The sequence below is a fragment of the Ruegeria sp. BJ5 genome (genome assembly GCF_056537865.1).
On sequence record NZ_JBQFSH010000002.1, the window covers coordinates 431,936 to 450,344 of the forward strand.

General features: G+C 61.0%; 20 protein-coding genes and 1 riboswitch. Of the genes, 7 read left to right on the forward strand and 13 right to left on the reverse strand.

Annotation, left to right across the window (positions count from 1 at the left end):
- Positions 1 to 31: 31 nt before the first annotated feature.
- The 6 genes from trpA (at position 32) to ACR0NY_RS09660 (ending at position 5,365) form a co-directional block, all read left to right on the forward strand.
- Complete coding sequence (gene trpA / locus ACR0NY_RS09635) at positions 32 to 823, forward strand: tryptophan synthase subunit alpha (RefSeq protein WP_170339909.1); 792 nt, start codon at positions 32 to 34, stop codon at positions 821 to 823.
- Between the two features lie 157 nt (positions 824 to 980).
- On the forward strand, positions 981 to 2,147 hold the full coding sequence (locus ACR0NY_RS09640) for an alpha-hydroxy acid oxidase (protein WP_170367911.1): 1,167 nt from the start codon (positions 981 to 983) through the stop codon (positions 2,145 to 2,147).
- Positions 2,148 to 2,257: 110 nt separating this feature from the next.
- Positions 2,258 to 2,914, forward strand: a complete 657-nt coding sequence (locus tag ACR0NY_RS09645) for a 50S ribosomal protein L25/general stress protein Ctc (protein ID WP_093964607.1) — start codon at positions 2,258 to 2,260, stop codon at positions 2,912 to 2,914.
- Between the two features lie 132 nt (positions 2,915 to 3,046).
- Positions 3,047 to 3,733: an aminoacyl-tRNA hydrolase gene (gene pth / locus ACR0NY_RS09650; RefSeq protein ID WP_170367909.1), complete on the forward strand. Its 687-nt coding sequence runs from the start codon at positions 3,047 to 3,049 to the stop codon at positions 3,731 to 3,733.
- Positions 3,734 to 3,811: 78 nt separating this feature from the next.
- Positions 3,812 to 4,975 (forward strand): serine hydrolase domain-containing protein, encoded by a 1,164-nt coding sequence (locus ACR0NY_RS09655; protein WP_170367907.1) that lies wholly within the window; start codon positions 3,812 to 3,814, stop codon positions 4,973 to 4,975.
- A gap of 9 nt (positions 4,976 to 4,984) precedes the next feature.
- Positions 4,985 to 5,365: a DUF2237 family protein gene (locus tag ACR0NY_RS09660; protein ID WP_093964605.1), complete on the forward strand. Its 381-nt coding sequence runs from the start codon at positions 4,985 to 4,987 to the stop codon at positions 5,363 to 5,365.
- 60 nt (positions 5,366 to 5,425) lie between these two features.
- Here the strand turns inward: ACR0NY_RS09660 and trpB are convergent, their stop codons facing one another.
- The 9 genes from trpB to ACR0NY_RS09705 form a co-directional block, all read right to left on the reverse strand.
- On the reverse strand, positions 5,426 to 6,673 hold the full coding sequence (gene trpB / locus ACR0NY_RS09665; RefSeq protein ID WP_170367905.1) for a tryptophan synthase subunit beta: 1,248 nt from the start codon (positions 6,671 to 6,673) through the stop codon (positions 5,426 to 5,428).
- A 67-nt stretch (positions 6,674 to 6,740) separates the two neighbouring features.
- Positions 6,741 to 7,076 (reverse strand): hypothetical protein, encoded by a 336-nt coding sequence (locus ACR0NY_RS09670; RefSeq protein WP_170339900.1) that lies wholly within the window; start codon positions 7,074 to 7,076, stop codon positions 6,741 to 6,743.
- Between the two features lie 48 nt (positions 7,077 to 7,124).
- On the reverse strand, positions 7,125 to 7,769 hold the full coding sequence (locus ACR0NY_RS09675) for a phosphoribosylanthranilate isomerase (protein WP_170367903.1): 645 nt from the start codon (positions 7,767 to 7,769) through the stop codon (positions 7,125 to 7,127).
- A gap of 6 nt (positions 7,770 to 7,775) precedes the next feature.
- The gene (locus tag ACR0NY_RS09680) at positions 7,776 to 8,126 is read right to left on the reverse strand and encodes a lipopolysaccharide assembly protein LapA domain-containing protein (RefSeq protein ID WP_170368506.1); all 351 of its coding nucleotides are present in this window, start codon (positions 8,124 to 8,126) and stop codon (positions 7,776 to 7,778) included.
- 7 nt (positions 8,127 to 8,133) lie between these two features.
- Complete coding sequence (gene ihfB, locus ACR0NY_RS09685) at positions 8,134 to 8,418, reverse strand: integration host factor subunit beta (protein ID WP_050603110.1); 285 nt, start codon at positions 8,416 to 8,418, stop codon at positions 8,134 to 8,136.
- A gap of 272 nt (positions 8,419 to 8,690) precedes the next feature.
- A complete protein-coding gene (gene rpsA, locus ACR0NY_RS09690; protein ID WP_093964601.1) occupies positions 8,691 to 10,367 on the reverse strand; it encodes a 30S ribosomal protein S1 in 1,677 nt (558 codons plus the stop codon).
- Between the two features lie 271 nt (positions 10,368 to 10,638).
- The gene (locus ACR0NY_RS09695; protein WP_254432845.1) at positions 10,639 to 10,896 is read right to left on the reverse strand and encodes a DUF6525 family protein; all 258 of its coding nucleotides are present in this window, start codon (positions 10,894 to 10,896) and stop codon (positions 10,639 to 10,641) included.
- Positions 10,897 to 11,100: 204 nt separating this feature from the next.
- Positions 11,101 to 12,786, reverse strand: a complete 1,686-nt coding sequence (locus ACR0NY_RS09700; protein WP_170339897.1) for a tryptophan halogenase family protein — start codon at positions 12,784 to 12,786, stop codon at positions 11,101 to 11,103.
- Positions 12,787 to 13,025: 239 nt separating this feature from the next.
- On the reverse strand, positions 13,026 to 13,541 hold the full coding sequence (locus ACR0NY_RS09705) for a hypothetical protein (RefSeq protein ID WP_170367901.1): 516 nt from the start codon (positions 13,539 to 13,541) through the stop codon (positions 13,026 to 13,028).
- A gap of 216 nt (positions 13,542 to 13,757) precedes the next feature.
- On the opposite strand from ACR0NY_RS09705, the gene ACR0NY_RS09710 reads away from it, so the two are divergent.
- Positions 13,758 to 14,237 (forward strand): YHS domain-containing (seleno)protein, encoded by a 480-nt coding sequence (locus ACR0NY_RS09710; protein WP_170339893.1) that lies wholly within the window; start codon positions 13,758 to 13,760, stop codon positions 14,235 to 14,237.
- A gap of 30 nt (positions 14,238 to 14,267) precedes the next feature.
- Here the strand turns inward: ACR0NY_RS09710 and ACR0NY_RS09715 are convergent, their stop codons facing one another.
- The 4 genes from ACR0NY_RS09715 to metK all read right to left on the reverse strand — a co-directional run bounded on the left by ACR0NY_RS09715 (position 14,268) and on the right by metK (position 18,315).
- Positions 14,268 to 14,885, reverse strand: coding sequence for a (d)CMP kinase (locus tag ACR0NY_RS09715; protein WP_170339891.1), 618 nt, complete (start codon positions 14,883 to 14,885; stop codon positions 14,268 to 14,270).
- A complete protein-coding gene (aroA, locus tag ACR0NY_RS09720) occupies positions 14,882 to 16,228 on the reverse strand; it encodes a 3-phosphoshikimate 1-carboxyvinyltransferase (protein WP_170339889.1) in 1,347 nt (448 codons plus the stop codon). The genes ACR0NY_RS09715 and aroA overlap by 4 nt, the downstream gene beginning before the upstream one ends.
- A 68-nt stretch (positions 16,229 to 16,296) precedes the next feature.
- On the reverse strand, positions 16,297 to 17,007 hold the full coding sequence (gene trmB / locus ACR0NY_RS09725) for a tRNA (guanosine(46)-N7)-methyltransferase TrmB (RefSeq protein ID WP_170367899.1): 711 nt from the start codon (positions 17,005 to 17,007) through the stop codon (positions 16,297 to 16,299).
- Between the two features lie 126 nt (positions 17,008 to 17,133).
- Entirely contained in the window at positions 17,134 to 18,315 is a 1,182-nt protein-coding gene (gene metK / locus ACR0NY_RS09730; RefSeq protein ID WP_093964594.1) for a methionine adenosyltransferase, read from the reverse strand.
- Between the two features lie 5 nt (positions 18,316 to 18,320).
- A riboswitch (SAM-SAH riboswitch) is annotated at positions 18,321 to 18,369 on the reverse strand.
- Positions 18,370 to 18,409 lie beyond the last annotated feature (40 nt).

Genomic DNA, 18,409 nt, shown 5'->3' on the forward strand with positions numbered 1-18,409 from the left:
TCAGGTCCAAATCTGTATGCAAGGATCGTCCATGACCCGTATCGACGCCAAGTTCGCCGCCCTCAAAGCCGAAGGGAAGAAGGCCTTTGTCGCCTATATCATGGCCGGGGATCCCGACTATGACACCTCGCTTGAGATCGTTCGCGGCCTGCCGGGTGCCGGCGTGGACGTGATCGAACTGGGCCTGCCCTTCACCGACCCGATGGCGGACGGCCCCACCATTCAGGCGGCTGGTCAAAGGGCGCTGGACGGTGGCATGACGCTGCAGCGCACGCTGGATCTGGCCAAGGCATTTCGGGCAACCGATGACACCACCCCGATCGTACTAATGGGCTATTACAACCCGATCTACAGCCGCGGTGTGGACAAGTTCCTGGCCGACGCCAAAGAGGCCGGCATCGACGGCCTGATCGTCGTAGACCTGCCGCCCGAGGAAGATGACGAGCTGTGCTTGCCCGCGCAGGCGGCCGGGCTGAACTTCATCCGGCTGGCAACGCCCACCACAGATGACAAGCGCCTGCCGAGAGTGCTGCAGAACACCTCGGGCTTTGTCTATTATGTCTCGATCACCGGCATCACCGGTGCGGCCGAAGCCGAGGCCACCGATGTCGGCCCCGAGGTCGCGCGCATCAAGGCGGCGACCGATCTTCCGGTGATCGTGGGCTTCGGCATCAACACGCCCGAGAAATCACGCGCCATCGCCAGCGTTGCCGACGGGGCGGTGGTCGGCTCAGCCATCGTCAGCCAAATCGCCGCCGGCAAACCCGTGGCCGAGGTTCTGGATTTCGTGAAATCGCTGTCAGACGGCGCCCACAGCGCCTGAAGCCAAAACCCCAATCGGTCTCAACCGCTGCAGGCCGCACGCCTGCGGCGGTTTTTCTTTGCGCCTTCGTCCCACCTGACCACTTGCGCAACTGGCCGTTGCGCCGCGGTGGAAGAATTGGTAAAGAAACCTAACCAATCTGCAGAAAGGCGCGGCCATGCCTGTCATTACCAATATCGACGACCTCAAACGCATCTATGAACGCCGGGTGCCCCGGATGTTTTATGACTATGCCGAAAGCGGCAGCTGGACCGAGCAGACCTTCCGCGACAACAGCTCGGACTTCCACGACATCCGTCTGCGCCAAAAGGTTGCGGTGGACATGTCCGGCCGCTCGACCGCATCGCAGATGATTGGACAGGACGTGGCCATGCCGGTGGCCCTCGCGCCCGTGGGTCTGACCGGGATGCAGCATGCGGATGGTGAAATGAAGGCCGCCAAGGCCGCGCTGGATTTCGGCGTGCCCTTCACGCTGTCGACCATGTCGATCAACTCGATCGAGGATGTGGCCGAACATACCGGCGCGCCGTTCTGGTTCCAGCTGTACACCATGAAGGACGAGGACTATGTCCGCCGCCTGATCCAGCGCGCCAAGGATGCCAAATGCTCGGCCCTGGTTATCACTCTTGATCTGCAAATCCTCGGCCAACGGCACAAGGACCTGAAGAACGGCCTGTCCGCCCCGCCGAAACTGACGGCCAAAACCATCGCAAACCTGATGACGAAATGGGCCTGGGGCATCGAGATGCTGGGCGCCAAGAGGCGCGAGTTCGGCAATATCGTGGGCCATGTTCAGGGCATCTCGGACGCCTCGTCACTGGGCGCGTGGACCGCGGAACAATTCGATCCCAGCCTCGACTGGACGAAGATCGAGAAACTGATGGAGCAATGGGGCGGCAAGGTGATCCTGAAGGGCATCCTTGACCCCGAAGACGCGAAGATGGCGGCCAAGCTGGGCGCCGACGCCATCGTGGTCTCGAACCATGGCGGGCGGCAACTGGACGGCGCGCTCAGCTCGATCCGGATGCTGCCGCGGATCATGGATGCGGTGGGCGGCGAGGTCGAAGTGCATCTCGACAGCGGCATCCGCTCGGGGCAGGACGTGCTCAAGGCGCTGGCGCTGGGGGCCAAGGGCACCTATATCGGGCGCGCTTTCGTCTACGGGCTGGGCGCGATGGGCCAAAAGGGCGTGACCACCGCGCTGGAAGTGATCCAGAAGGAACTGGACACCACCATGGCCCTGTGCGGCGAGCGCAACGTGGCCGATCTGGGGCCGCACAATCTGCTTGTTCCGCAAGATTTCTGCGGCCGCTGGCAGGAATGACGCGGAAATCGTTTTTACCCCTTTCCAAATGGCCGGATTCGGTCTAAGGACGCCGCTTCACGCGGGGTGACAGCCTTGGAGGCACCCCGCCCTAACATTGGAGATTTATCATGGCTGGTGAGATTCCTGATCTCGTAGCTCTGGAACGGACGGGGACGGGCAAGGGCGCCGCTCGTCAGGCACGCCGCGACGGCATGGTTCCGGGCATCGTATTTGGTGGCGAGAAAGACCCGCTGCCGATCCAGATTCCGTTCAACGAACTGTTCAAGCGCCTGAAGGCAGGCCGCTTCAAGTCGACCCTGTGGAACCTGAAGGTCGAAGGCCACGAAGACGTCCGCGTCATCTGCCGCGACGTTCAGCGTGATGTCGTCAAGGACCTGCCGACCCACCTGGACCTGATGCGTCTGCGTCGCACGACCAAGATCGCCCTGTACATCCCCGTCGAGTTCATCAACGAGGAAGAAGCCCCCGGCATCAAGAAGGGCGGCGTTCTGACCGTTGTCCGTCCCGAGGTCGAGCTGGTCTGCACCGCCGGCGACATCCCCGAAAAGATCACCGTCGATCTGACCGGTCTGGAAATCAACGACGTTGTCACCATCTCGTCGGTTGACCTGCCCAACGGCACCAAACCGACCATCGACCGTGATTTCGTGATTGCGAACATCTCGGCACCGACCGGCCTGGCGTCCAGCGACGACGAAGAAGGCGAAGGTGAAGAGGAAGTCGCAGCCGACGAAGTTGAAGTCGTAGGCAAAGACGAAGAATAGTTTCGGATCCTTCGGATTGGAATTTGAAGCGGGGCCTCGTCCAGGGCCCCGTTTTTCTTTGAACGACCGGCTGGCACTGGAAAGGCATCTCGTGCAATTCTGCGCCGGACCGAAACGCACAAGGAATTCGCGATGAAGCTGTTTGTCGGATTGGGCAATCCGGGCGCAAAGTATGCCCGCAACCGGCACAATATCGGTTTCATGGCGGTGGATGCCATCGCCAGGGATCATGGCTTTGGGCCATGGCGTTCGAAATTTCAGGGTGAAATATCCGAAGGAATGCTCGGCCGAGAGAAGGTCCTGCTGCTGAAGCCCATGACCTTCATGAACCGTTCGGGCCAATCGGTCGGCGAGGCCATGCGGTTCTTCAAGCTCGGCTCAACCGATGTGACCGTTTTCCATGACGAATTGGACCTTGCACCCGGGAAGGTTCGCGCCAAGGCAGGTGGCGGCCATGCCGGGCATAACGGCCTGCGGTCGATCCACGACCATATCGGTGCAGCGTATGACCGTGTCCGGCTGGGGATCGGCCATCCCGGACGCAAAGAGCTGGTCTCGCCCCACGTTCTGGGCGATTTCGCCAAGGCCGACACCGACTGGCTGGATGATGTTCTGCAAGGCGTTGCAGACGGAGCGGTTCATCTCGCTGCGGGCGATACGGCCAAGTTCATGAACGCCGTGGCGCTGCGAACAGCGCCGCCGCGCAGTTCCGCCACGACGCCCAAGTCCGAAACCAAGACCTCTCCTGCCCCGAAAGCCGAGACGGCAACGCCCGATGACCGTTCGGCGATGCAGAAGCTGTTGGACAAGTTCCGATAGCGGCAAAGACCTTCCGCAACGTAGCAATTGCGGAATTTCAGTCATCACGATCCAATGCCGCCAAACGGGAGGAATATCATGAAAACAGGTCTGAAATGGCTGCTGCGAATCGTCCTGACGCTGGTCTTGGCCGCTGCAGTTGTCGGTTTCTGGAAGCGCGAGGAAATTCAGCGCCTTCTGGCGGTGAACTCTCTGTTTTCCGAAGAAAAAATCGTTCAGAATTTCTCTCACATGGACGCGGCGTTTCTGACTGTCGACCTCCCTCGCGGGAACGGCCCCTCTTGGGACCTGCCCTATGGCGCTGAATTCGACCTGCCCGCCGAGACGCCGGACTGGATCGAAGAGCGTGCCGTTACATCCCTGCTGGTGATTCAGGACGGGCAGATCCGGTTCGAGGAGTATTTCCTGGGCACATCGCCGGAAGACCGCCGGATCTCGTGGTCGATGGCCAAAAGCTATTTATCCGCTCTGTTCGGCATCCTTCTTGAGGAGGGCGCCATAGCCTCGCTGGATGATCCGGTCATCAAATATGCCCCCAAGTTGCAGGGCAGCGCCTATGAAACAGCAACGATCCGCAACGTGCTGAACATGGCCAGCGGTGTAACCTTTGACGAAGACTATCTGGACCCGAAATCCGACATCAATCGGATGGGTCGGGTCGTCGCCCTTGGGGGCGAGTTGGATGATTTTGCGGCCTCGTTGAAGGACAGTTTCGCGGCACCGGGAGAGACTTGGCAGTATGTTTCCATCGATACCCATGTCATAGGAATGGTGATCCGAGGGGCGACGGGTCAAAGCGTCACCGCGTTGCTGGACGAAAAGATCCTGCAGCACCTCGGTCTTGAGCGGGACGGATACTATATCACCGACGGCGCCGGTGTAGCCTTTGTTCTGGGTGGCTTGAATTTCACGACGCGGGATTACGCCCGCTTTGGCCAAATGATCCTGCAGAACGGCATGCGCGATGGACGCCAGATCGTTCCGGCCGACTGGATCAAGGAATCCACCTTGCCAAGCGCGCCGACCGAGCCCGGCAAGATCGGCTACGGATATCAATGGTGGATCCCCGTCGGTGCCCATGACGGTGAGTTTCTGGCACGCGGCGTTTATGGTCAGTACATGTATTTCGACCAGTCGCGCGGCGTGCTGATCGTAGCCACGGGCGCTGATCGGAAGTTCCGCGAGCCCGGGGTCAATGAGCAGAACATCGAAATGTTCCGCAAGATCGCGCAAAGCCTGTAAGGTAGCTGCATGCAAAAGCAGGACAGCATAAATGTTCTGGGCGGCGTGCTGGCTCCGTGTTCGCGAAAGCCCCTGACCGGCTTTTTCCGCGACGGGGCCTGCAACACCTGCCCTGAGGATCGCGGCAGCCACACGGTCTGCGCGGTGATGACCGCTGAATTTCTGGCCTATTCAAAATATGTCGGCAACGACCTGAGCACGCCACGGCCTGAGTTCGATTTCCCGGGCCTGAAGCCCGGTGACAGCTGGTGCCTGTGTGCCGCGCGGTTCATGCAGGCCCATGACGAGGGCTGTGCGCCAAAGGTTCATCTTGAGGCGACTCACCAGCGCGCATTGGAAATCGTGCCGCTGCACGTTCTGACCAGCCACCGTGCAGACTCTGGACAGTGAACCGGGAATGAAAAACCCGGCACGGTCGAAGCGTGCCGGGTCCGGATCTTTGGGCTGCCCTTAGGTTGCGTCGCGACCCTCGGTATCAGACATGTCGAAGTTCAGATACTTGGCGACCGTTTGAACATCCTTGTCGCCACGTCCGCACATGTTCATGCAGATGATGTGATGCTTTGGCAGCTCCGGCGCGATCTTCATGACATGCGCCAGCGCGTGGCTGGGTTCGAGCGCGGGGATGATGCCCTCGGTCGCGCAGCACAGTTGGAACGCCGCAAGAGCCTCTTTGTCAGTGATCGAGACATATTGCGCGCGCCCGTTATCGTGCAGCCAGGAATGTTCGGGGCCGATGCCCGGATAGTCGAGCCCGGCCGAAATCGAGTACCCCTCGAGGATCTGGCCGTCGTCGTCCTGCAGCAGATAGGTACGGTTGCCATGCAGAACACCAGGCCGGCCGCCCGTGAGCGAGGCGCAATGCTCCATCTTTTCGTTGACGCCCTTGCCGCCCGCTTCGACGCCGATGATGTTGACCGATTTGTCGTCGAGGAAGGGATAGAACAGACCCATGGCGTTCGAGCCGCCACCGATCGCCGCGATGATCGTGTCCGGCAGGCGACCCTCGGCCTTCATCATCTGTTCCTTGGCTTCCTTGCCGATGATCGACTGAAAGTCGCGCACCATCGCCGGGTACGGATGCGGTCCGGCCACAGTACCGATGCAGTAGAACGTGTCGCGCACGTTGGTCACCCAGTCGCGCAGCGCGTCGTTCATCGCGTCCTTCAGGGTGCCGCGGCCCGAGGTCACCGGAATCACCTCGGCCCCCAGCAAGCGCATACGGAACACGTTGGGCGCTTGCCGCTGGACATCATGTGCGCCCATATAGACCACGCATTTCAGGCCGAACTTGGCGCAGACGGTCGCTGTAGCGACGCCGTGCTGCCCGGCCCCGGTTTCGGCGATGATCCGGGTCTTTCCCATGCGGCGCGCCAGGATGATCTGGCCCAGCACGTTGTTGATCTTGTGCGCGCCGGTGTGGTTCAACTCGTCGCGCTTCATATAGATCTTGGCGCCGCCCAGATGCTCGGTCAGGCGCTCGGCGTGATACAGTGGCGACGGACGGCCCACATAGTTGGCCCACAGATCATCCATCTCGGCCCAGAAGCTCGGGTCGGTCTTGGCCTTCTCGTATTCCTCCTCCAGCGACAGGATCAACGGCATCAGAGTCTCGCTGACGAACCGCCCGCCGAAAATACCGAAGCGGCCGTTTTCATCCGGGCCGGACATGAAGGAATTGAACAGATCATTGGCCATGGTGGTCTCCATCGTCGTGCCTGTTGTTATTAGGAGGTGCCGGCGGGATTTGCCATCGCAAATCGCACTATTCCGCCGCGGTACTGCCGTTCATCCAGATAGTCAGCGCCTGATCCCGGGTCGGAATGGCGATGCAGGCAAAGTGACGGAAGTGGTAGGTATTGGCCAAACGGGGGGCGGCTTGCATCACCCCTCGGTGCGGGTTCGACTGGGCAAAGGTCAGCATTGCTTCGACGTCGTGCCAAACGCTCAGCGAGAAATACGCGCCCTCATGCAAAAACACCTCGGCATGGAGGCACAAGGGATCGCCCTTGGCTTGGCGCAAGGCCTTGCCCGCACGCCAGAAAAACTCGGGCCCATGGTACCATCGCTTCAGTGAAACCGCGCCAATTGCAGCCAGCATCCTTCATCCTCCCCTTTGAGAAGGATACGCAAGCGCGTTCTGGTCAGATCACCGTGCCGCTTCAATAAATGAGCGGATCAGGCACGGATCCTTGACTCCCGGGGCGCTTTCCACGCCCGATGCCACATCGACCTGCCTTGCACCGGTCATACGGATCGCCTCGGCTACGTTGCCCGGGTTGAGTCCCCCCGACAGCATCCACGGCGTCCGCCAGTATTTACGACCGGCGAGCAGACGCCAGTCAAAAGGCAATCCGTTGCCGCCGGGCAGCTCAGAGTTCTTCGGCGGCTTGGCGTCAACCAACAACTGATCGGCCACGTCCGAGTAGAGGTCTATTGCGGCCAAATCCTCGGCTTCAGCCACTCCAATCGCCTTGATCACCGGCAAGCCGTAGCGTGATTTGACCTCGGCCACGCGCTCGGGGCTTTCGGCACCATGCAGCTGCAGCATATCCAGTGGAACCCCCGCCACGATCTCATCCAACTGCGCGTCGGTGAAGTTTACCGCCAGGGCCACTTTGGCCACGCCGACCGGCACGTCACTGGCCAGCGCCGCTGCCTGGGCAATCGGTGCATAGCGTGGAGACTTGGGAAAGAAATTGAACCCAATGTATCGCGCACCTGCTTCGACGGCTGCCCGCACATGCTCGGGTGCGGTCAAGCCGCAGATTTTTACGCTGATCTCGGCAGACATCGGCTCTCAGCTGGCCTCGTCCAGAAGGGCAAGCACATCGTCCTGACCTTCGTTCTGCTTCTTCTTGAGCTTCTTGACCTCGCGCTCGAGCTTCTTGACCTCGGTCTTTTTGACTGTGGCGTCCTTGCGGTGCTTGTGCTCGCGCAGCCACTCCCACAGAAAGCCGATGATAAGGCCAGCCACGATCCCGCCAAGAACCACAAGAAACAGCGGCAGCGAGGTGGCCAGATTGAAGCCAAGCAGGTCAGATAAGGCGTCCGGCATCAACTGCAACTGCACCATCTGGCGATTGGCCAGCGAGACCGAGACAAGGACGATCCCCAGGACCGCAAGAAAACCGTATCGAATGTAGCGCATCATGAGATCACGCTTTACCGTTCAAACGATCCCTTAGCAACTTGCCGGTCTTAAAAAACGGCACGCACTTTTCTTCGACCTGAACCGTCTCGCCAGTGCGAGGGTTCCGGCCGACGCGCGCATCACGTTTCTTGACCGAAAAAGCTCCGAAGCCCCGCAGTTCGACACGGTCACCGCGCGCCATCGCGTCTGTGACTTCCTCGAATACGGTATTCACGATCCGCTCGACATCACGTTGGTACAGATGTGGATTTTCGTCGGCGATTTTCTGAATCAGTTCTGAACGGATCATGCGTGCTACCCTCCCAGGTCACCGTGTCATCTCGTCTACTGGTTTGGCCAGTATAGGAAAAAACGGTGCCGGGTGGAATGTAAACTCTGTGTGTCCGGGGTGCATTTTCCAAGAAAGCACCGGAAATTCGCGTGTACAGACGCGAATCCGGCAGTTCATGCCTGCACCTATCGCCGAATAACTCGCAAAACCGGAACACATTGATTCGCAAAAGAAACGGCCCCGCTCGGGATGAGCGGGGCCGTTTGAGTGTTCAAAACTGCAAGTCTGGCTTAGTCGCCGGACTTCAGCGCTGCGCCAAGAATGTCGCCCAGCGATGCGCCCGAGTCCGACGAACCGTACTGTTGAACGGCCTCTTTCTCTTCGGCGATTTCGCGCGCCTTGATCGACAGGCCCAGACGGCGGGTCTTGCTGTCCACGTTGGTGACGCGGACGTCGACCTTGTCACCGACCGAGAAACGCTCGGGGCGCTGTTCGGCACGGTCGCGGCTCAGGTCCGAACGGCGGATGAAGGACTTCATGCCTTCGTACTCCACCTCGATGCCGCCATCTTCGATCGCGGTCACTTCGACGGTGATGACCGAGCCACGCTTCACGCCGCCCACGGCTTCGGCAAACTTGTCACCGCCCAGAGCTTTGATCGACAGCGAAATACGCTCTTTTTCAACATCAACTTCCGAGACGACCGCCTGAACGACGTCGCCCTTGCGGTAGTTCTGGATGGCATCCTCGCCACGCTCGTCCCACGACAGGTCCGACAGGTGAACCATGCCGTCGATGTCGCCTTCCAGACCGATGAACAGACCAAATTCGGTGATGTTCTTGACTTCGCCTTCGACCTGCGTGCCCTCGGGGTGCGTTTCTGCAAACACTTCCCACGGGTTGCGCTGGGTCTGCTTGAGGCCCAGGGACACGCGACGCTTGGCGCCGTCGATTTCCAGAACCATAACGTCGACTTCCTGGCTGGTCGAAACGATCTTGCCGGGGTGGACGTTTTTCTTGGTCCAGGACATCTCGGACACGTGCACCAGACCTTCGACACCGGGCTCCAGCTCGACGAACGCGCCGTAGTCGGTGATGTTGGTGACGCGACCCTTGTGCACCGAACCCAGCGGGTACTTGGCGCCAACCAGATCCCACGGATCTTCCTGCAGCTGCTTCATGCCCAGGCTGATGCGGTGGGTTTCCTTGTTGATCTTGATGACCTGAACCTTGATGGTTTCGCCGATCGTCAGGATCTCGGACGGGTGGTTCACACGGCGCCATGCCATGTCGGTGACGTGCAGCAGGCCGTCAACGCCGCCCAGGTCAACGAATGCACCGTACTCGGTGATGTTCTTGACGACACCCTCGACGGTCTGACCTTCGGACAGGTTGCCGATGACTTCGGCACGCTGTTCGGCACGCGATTCTTCCAGGATTGCACGACGCGAGACAACGATGTTGCCACGGCGGCGGTCCATTTTCAGAATCTGGAACGGCTGCTTCAGACCCATCAGCGGGCCAGCGTCGCGCACGGGACGAACGTCAACCTGGCTGCCGGGCAAGAACGCAACTGCGCCACCCAGATCCACGGTGAAGCCACCTTTGACGCGACCAAAGATAGCACCTTCGACGCGCTGGTCGTCGGCATATGCTTTTTCCAGGCGGTCCCATGCCTCTTCACGGCGGGCCATCTCGCGCGAGATGACTGCTTCGCCACGGGCGTTTTCTGCGGCGCGCAGGTAGACTTCGACCTCGTCGCCAACAGCGATTTCAGGAGCTTCGCCAGGATTTGCGAATTCTTTCAGATCGACACGGCCTTCCATCTTGTAGCCTACGTCGATGATGGCTTGGCCCGCTTCGATCGCGATGACCTTGCCTTTGACAACCGAACCCTCTTCGGGGGTGTCCATTTCGAAGCTTTCGTTCAGGAGGGCTTCGAATTCCTCCATGGATGCGTTAGCCATGTGGCGTTGTTTTCCTTTACATAACGTTTTTGCTGGCCGAGCGGTTGTCTCCGCCGGTCTTGTTTCATGATGTCCTCTGGCGTGACCCGGTGCGCATCTGGCTAAACAAACACAAAGGGCCGAGGAAACCCGGCCCTGCTCAGATACGTCGCCCGGGCGTTGACCGCCCTTGTTCAGACAGCGCGCGTATAGGCGGATTCTAGGCGCAGCGCAAGCAGAAAGGCCCATATTGCAAGCCGACGCAGAATTCCGCTTGCGTTTTCCGGGCCAGCTACTCCTCCCAAATCCGGGCATCCCTCAGCAGCATGGCCTGCTCGATCGCTTTCAAACGCGCCAGAGCGTCGGCCGGGGCCTTTGCCCCACCGGCGGCCTTCCAAATCTTGAGGGCCGAGTTCGGACTCCACGGCAAGCAGGCATTCGCAAGCCACTGACGCAACTCAGGCGGAAGGGTGTCATAGGCCTGCATCGCGGGGCGGTGCCGTCTCCGGCGGTTCAGGCGGCTGCGCAGATTGCGTCTTTGAATGGTCATGGGCATCGACTGTACCAATGCGAATTTTCAGAGCTGGAACTGGACCGAACAGAATGGGTTGGGGAAACGTCCCAACTGGCATGTTATGTTATTACGTAACATACTTTTGTTGCGCAACCCCGGATTGAGGTCAAAAAAGGCAGGGTTCTGCAACCCTGCCCTCAACCATTTCGAAGCTCTCAATATCAGCCGAAGCCGAGAGACCTAGAACAGTTGCAGGTCTTTCTTGCCGCTTTGAATCTCGGCCAGGTTCGGCATGTTCTGGATGACCACCGGTTCGGGCGCGGCACCCGGCATCGGAACGGTCGGCTGTGCCGCCTTGGCCATCGCAAAGGTGGGTTGCTTGAGCTCTCCGCGAATGTCGCGCAGAAGGGTTTTGTGATCCGGCATCGCTTTCAGGATCTGCGCAAGGTCCACTTTCGCGCCCTTCCACCATTGGAACCAAATGTCCTTCCGCAATGGTCGAATGCGATCACGAATTCCAGTGCCATACCCCGTATCATAGACCTGCTTGCCCAGCAGAACCGTCTGATAGACGCGATGGTCAAACAGCGTTGCAAACTCGACATCGTGCTGCATCGGAAGGCGGTTCTTCCAAAGCTCGAGGTTTTCAGCAAGCCTGTCCGGCACCTTCATCTCGGTCCGCGCGTCGATCCAGTATTGATCATCGGTGCGATTGTTCAGCTTGTAATGCAGGCAAATGAAATCCAGCACCTCGTCATAGAGCTTGTTCATCTGACGATTGTACCTGTCCCTCAGTGAGGGTTCGATATCGCGGGTCGGCAAATGCTCGGCGAACCAGCGCACAGCATGGTCGACCATATGGATCGCAGTGCTTTCAAGCGGCTCGATGAACCCACCGGCCAGCCCGATTGCAACGCAGTTCTTCACCCACGCATTGCGAACGCGCCCGATCCGCATGGGGATCACCCGCGGCGTCGCGCCTTTGCCGCTGTCACCCAGCCACTCCAGATATTCGTCCGCCGCTTGATCATCCGTCCGGTGCGCGGATGAATACACGTATCCCGTACCCACACGGTTGTAGAGAGGCACGCGCCATGTCCAACCAGCGCCAAGTGCAGTCGATCGCGTGACGCTTTCGATCTTCCGCGGATTGGGGTGCTCGATCTGCAACGCCATGGCACGGTCGTTCGGCAGATAGTCCGAATAATCCATGAACGGCTCGCCCAGTGCCTGATTGATGATCAGGCCGCGGAAACCGGTGCAGTCCACGACCATTTCAATATCGTGGCGGCCTGCACGCTCAAGCATCAGATGGCTGACATTGCCCTGTTCATTTAACTCGACCGACTGCACCTCGTCGCGGATATGTTCGACGCCACGCTGCGTACAGACCCTTGTCAACATGCCTGCGAATTTTACGGCGTCCAGGTGATAGGCATAGCCAAACCGCTGCTCGAATTCGGGTTGCCCCAGAAGCCGCGCGCCCTTGCACAGCCGAGCCAGGTCATCATGCGGCGAGATGGACTGAGTGAAATCCCGGTCCCCGTTGCCAAACCGAAGGAAGTATTCGGCGGCCTCGAGGCCCTCCAGCATCTGGCCATGGGCAAATGGGTTCACATAGTCGATGCGTTTTCCCTTTGCGTCCTTGTTCCAGTTGCAGAATTTGACGCCCAACTTGAACGACGCATTGGTTTCGCGGAAAAAGTCTCGCTCGGAAATTCCAGCCTGCCGGAGCGTGACCGGCATACGCGGCACGGTCGCTTCACCAACGCCGACCGTGGCGATGTTCGGGCTTTCGATCAGGCAGATCCGCGGACGATCCTTGGGTGCTGAAGTGCGCGAAAACACCATCTCGAGAAGCAGCGCCGTCATCCAGCCGGCCGTACCGCCACCCACGATGGTGATTTTTTGCAAACGATTATTCATGTTGTTCTGTCCCTGTTGGCTGTGAGGATTATGCGGCCGCCTGCCCGTTTTTCCGGGCCTCGGTGGCGACCTCCCCTTATCGCTGAGGGAAACTATAGCAGCTTTCAGGCATCCAGCTAGGGCCAATGGCGGCATCAAGTAGGCCCAAACGGGCGCCTTTGCCAAAGCAACGTATGGTCACGACCTGCTTCCCTTGCACTGAACGGACAGCGATGACGGTTGAGCCTTCCGAGGCAGCCTCAGATGTCCTCGCCTTTCTTCAGAAGATCGTCGATCAGTTCGCGTTGCAGGTCATGGCTGTCGCCACCGCCGAACTCGGCCGCACCCCCGGAATAGAGAGTGCCATAGGTCAGGGCGATATTGACGGTCTGCGCCAGGCCCGAGATCAGTTGATCCTTGTTCAGCCGTGACAGCGGGTGGATGAACACGGCCCACAAGGTACCATTGGCGATCGCATAGCGCGCGTCCAGCGTACTGTCGAAATTGGCCTGCATCATGCGCTGCAAGTCTTCGGCCGAAAGCTCTGAGGTGCCGCTGATCGCAACCATTGCCCGCATCCGGTCGGCATGCACATCACTAACAACCAGCACCGGAACATCCGAAATCGTCATGGTAAAGCCCGGACCCTGCGGCTCGGCATCGGGGTCGAGGGCAAAGATGATCTTGCCCAGTCTCTCGTAGGTCATCGGTGGCTCGGCTTCCTGTGCCAACGCATGGCCGGCCAACAAAATCCAAATCAGGGCAAATCGGATCATCCGTTCTCTCAACCATAGACGCGTTCAGCCTAAGCGGGGACTGATCAACTGGCCAAACACAGCTTGGTGAGCCGGTTTGGCAGACTCCCGGCAAGTGCGAACGATCTGCAAGGTTTTCCGTTCGCCCTGCGATTACGCGTCCGCACGCCCGCATTTATCTGTTCAACACGGGTCGGCGCGCGTGCCGGCCACAACTGAACACGAAAGGAACACACAATGAAATCTGTTGTACTCAGCGCCCTTGTCGCCGTCCTGCCGATGATCGCCGCACCGGCTTTTGCGGCGGATGAGATCAATGTTTCGAACGGGATCTCGGCCGGCGGTGCGCCGCTGGCTGCTCACGGGGTCGATCTGGTTGCGCTGGTCACCGACGGCAACCCGGTCGAAGGGTTCGCCACGCATTCGGCCACCTATGACGGCGCGTCATACTACTTCACCTCGGCCGAGAACCGCGAAGCTTTCGAGGCCAACCCCGAAGCATACCTGCCGCAGCACGGCGGCTTCTGCTCGTATGGTGTTTCCGTGGGCAAGAAGTTCGATGGCGATCCGGATCAGTACCTGCTGGCCGATGGCAAGCTGTTCCTGTTTCTGAACGCGGCAACTCGCGCCAAGTTCCTCGAAGACGTGTCCGGCACCGCCAAGACTGCGGATGACCAGTGGGCGAATATCAAGTCGATTGCGGTCGGCGAACTGTAATCGGACTGTCGCCAAGCGCTGTCCGCGGTCTCACCTTGCCGCGGGCAGCTTTCCTTGAATAACCGCGACCGCCTTTTCCAGCGCGGCCTCGATGCTCAGGTCCGAAGTGTCCAGAATTACGGCATCGTAGGCCGGTTTCATCGGGGCCGTGTTGCGCTCGGCGTCCCGCGCGTCGCGCTCGCGGACATCGGCCAGAACCTGCGCGCGGGTTACATCCGCGCTTTTGTCTGCCAGTTCCAGATAGCGTCGCTCGGCGCGCACTTCGGGGCTGGCGGTGACGAACAGCTTCACCTCGGCCTCGGGGCAGATCACCGTGCCGATGTCCCGCCCGTCCAGCACCGCGCCGCCGGCCCGCCGGGCAAAGCTGCGCTGGAAATCGACCAGAGCTGCGCGCACCTCGGGGATCACCGCCACTTTCGACGCCGCCTGCGCGATTTCGGCGGTGCGCAGGTCGCCCTGCTCCAACTCCTCGGCCGTGAGGGACCGCGCCGCCTCGACCGGGTCGGTGCCGTCCAACGTGCGTCGGCCGACCGCGCGATAGAGAAGCCCCGTATCCAGATGCGCCAGACCGAAATGCGCAGCCACGGCCTTGGAGATCGTGCCCTTGCCCGCAGCGGCCGGGCCGTCGATGGCGACGGTAAAGCTCATGTGCGCTCGACCTTGGCACCCAGGCCCTTCATCAACGGCTCGAAGATCGGGAACGAGGTCGCGATGGGGCTGCCGTCATCGACCGAGACCGCCTGTTGCGCGCCCATGCCCATCACCATGAACGACATGGCGATGCGATGGTCCAGAAAGCTTTCGCAGGTGCCGCCGCCGGGAACGCCGCCGATGCCCAGCCCGTCGACCGACCACCAGTCATCGCCCTCGTCAACCGTGACGCCGTTGGCCCGCAAGCCACGCGCCATGGCGTCGATGCGGTCGCTTTCCTTGACGCGCAGTTCCTTGACGCCGCCCATCATCGTCTTACCGGTGGCGTTGGCCGCAACCACCGACAGCACCGGATATTCGTCGATCATCGAAGCCGCGCGTTCGGGCGGGACGTCGATGCCCTTCATGTCGGGCGAGTAACGCGCGCGCAGGTCGGCGACCGGCTCGCCGCCTTCCTCGCGCATGTTCTCATAGGTCAGATCGGCACCCATCTCACGCAGCGTGGTGAACAGGCCGGCGCGCGTGGGGTTCAGGCCGATGCCCGGCACCAAAACGTCCGATCCCGGCGTGATCAGCGCCGCGCAGACCGGGAAGGCCGCGCTGGAGGGATCGCGCGGCACGGCGATCACCTGCGGTTTCAACTCAGGCCGGCCGGTCAATGTGATGACCCGGCCTTCGTCGGTGTCCTCGACGGTGATTTCGGCGCCGAACCCGGCCAGCATTCGTTCGGAATGGTCACGGGTGGCTTCCTTCTCGATCACCACGGTCTTGCCGGGCGCGTTCAGGCCGGCCAGCAGAACGGCAGATTTCACCTGGGCCGAAGGCACAGGCACTTCGTACCAGACCGGCACCGGATCGGCCGCGCCGACGATGGTCATGGGCAGACGCCCGCCCGAACGGCCCACGGCCTGTGCCCCGAACAGGGCCAACGGATCGGTCACCCGCGCCATCGGGCGTTTGTTCAGGCTGGCGTCGCCGGTGAAGGTCGCGCTGATCGGGCTGGTCGCCATCGCGCCCATGATCAGGCGCACGCCCGTGCCCGAGTTGCCGCAGTCGATCACATGATCCGGCTCGGCAAAACCGCCCACGCCGACGCCATGCACCGTCCATTCGCCATTCCCGTGCGAGATCACCTCGGCCCCGAAGGCGCGCATCGCCTTGGCGGTGTCCAGAACGTCTTCGCCTTCCAGCAGGCCCGAGATCCGGGTCTCGCCCACGGCCATCGCCCCAAGGATCAGAGAGCGGTGCGAAATCGACTTGTCACCCGGCACTTCGGCCGTGCCGGTCAGCGGGCCGCAGGGATGCGAGGTCATCGGGATGGGCGTGCCGTGTCCGGACATGAGGGCTCCTTTTGCGCTATCAGTGCCCCTGCCGATTAGCGAATTGGCGCCGCAGCGTCCAGCCGCAATCACCCGTTGCGGCGGAAGGTCAGGTAGTGCGGCGTGCGGCCTTCACGCAGGGCCTTCTGCTCGTAGCGGGTGGAAATCCAGTCATCCCACGGCTTGCGCCAATCTTCGGGCCCCTCGGCCAGCCATTCGAAACCGGCGCCGGGTACCTCCTCGAGCGTCTGGCGGACGTAGTCCGGGATGTCGGTCGCCACGCGGAAAATCGCGCCGGGTTTCAACACACGTGCCAAGGGTTCCAGGTGCTCGGGCGTCACGAAGCGGCGGCGGTGGTGCCGCTTTTTGGGCCACGGATCGGGATAGAGCAGAAACGCGCGCGAGATGCTGGCATCGGGCAGCACGTCGAACAGGTCGCGCACATCGCCGGGATGCACCGCCAGGTTGGTCACTTCGGCCCGGCGGATCTTGCCCAATAGCATGGCCACGCCGTTGATGAACGGCTCGGCGCCGATGATACCGATATCGGGGTTCTGCTGCGCCTGATGCACCAGATGCTCGCCGCCGCCGAACCCGACCTCGAGCCATACCGGCTTGCCGTCGAACAGCGCGTTCAGGTCGATCGGGGTGCGGTCGGGGTTGCTGTCCCAATCCACCGCGCCGGGCGACAGGGCGGCCAGGTCCTCGGACAGATAGGTCTTTTGGCTGGGCTTCAGGGTCTTGCCCTTGAAGCGGCCATAGAAGTTTCTGCGGGGGCGTTCGGGTGACTGGGTGTTCATGCCGGTGCCCTTACTGCGGCGGCGTTGGCGTTGCAAGGGTCGGGCTGTGTCGGAGAGGCGACCTTCGAAACGGAAAAGGCCCGCCAAATCGGACGCGCCTTGCCGTGTTTGGTTCCCGATGCCGGCTCAGACAGCCTTTTTCAAGGCCTCAACCAGATCGGTCCGCTCCCAACTGAAGCCGCCGTCCGCACCCGGTTCCCGACCGAAATGCCCATAGGCCGCGGTGCGCTGGTAGATCGGCTTGTTCAGTTGCAGGTGTTCGCGGATGCCGCGCGGGGTCAGGTCCATCACCTGTCCGACCGCCTTCTCGATCTCGGCGTCGGCAACCTGTCCTGTGCCATGGGTGTCGGCGTAGATCGACAACGGCTTGGAAACGCCAATCGCATAGCTCAGCTGGATCGTGCAACGCTCGGCCATGCCGGCGGCCACGACGTTCTTGGCCAGATACCGCGCGGCATAGGCCGCCGACCGGTCGACCTTGGTCGGGTCCTTGCCCGAGAACGCCCCGCCGCCGTGCGGAGCCGCGCCGCCATATGTATCGACGATGATCTTGCGCCCGGTCAGGCCAGCATCCCCGTCAGGTCCGCCGATGACGAACTTGCCGGTTGGGTTCACATGCCATTCCGTCTGGTCGCTCAGCCAGCCATCGGGCAGAGACTCGCGGATGTAGGGCTCGACGATCTGGCGAATATCGTCCGAGGTCAGCGCCTCATCCAGATGCTGGGTGGACAGCACGACCGAACTGACACCGACTGGCCGCCCGTCACGGTAGATCACCGACAACTGCGATTTGGCATCGGGACCCAGAGCGGGTTCAGACCCGTTCTTGCGCACTTCCGCCAGACGGCGCAGGATGGCGTGCGCGTATTGGATCGGAGCCGGCATCAGGGCCGGGGTTTCGGTGGTGGCATATCCAAACATGATGCCCTGGTCACCGGCGCCTTCATCCTTGTCAGCAGACGCATCGACCCCTTGGGCGATGTGCGCCGACTGCTCGTGCAGCAGGTTCGTCACCTCGACCGTTTCGTGGTGGAACTTGTCCTGCTCGTAACCGATGTCCTTGATGCAAGCGCGGGCGATCTCTTCGATCTTGCCCATGTAGTCGTGCAGCTTTTCCTGATCCGACAGACCGACCTCGCCGCCGATGACCACCCGATCAGTGGTGGCAAAGGTTTCGCACGCGACGCGCGCTTCGGGCTCTTCATTCAGAAAGGCATCCAGGACCGCATCTGAAATTCGGTCGCACACCTTGTCGGGATGCCCTTCGGAAACGGATTCCGAAGTGAAAATGTAGTTCTGTCGGGACATGAAAGCGCTCCATTAAGATTTCCCCGTCACGCCAGGAAGCCGTTGTGACAGGCATTCGACGGGATACGCCCGAAGAAACAGAGGGTCAATCGGT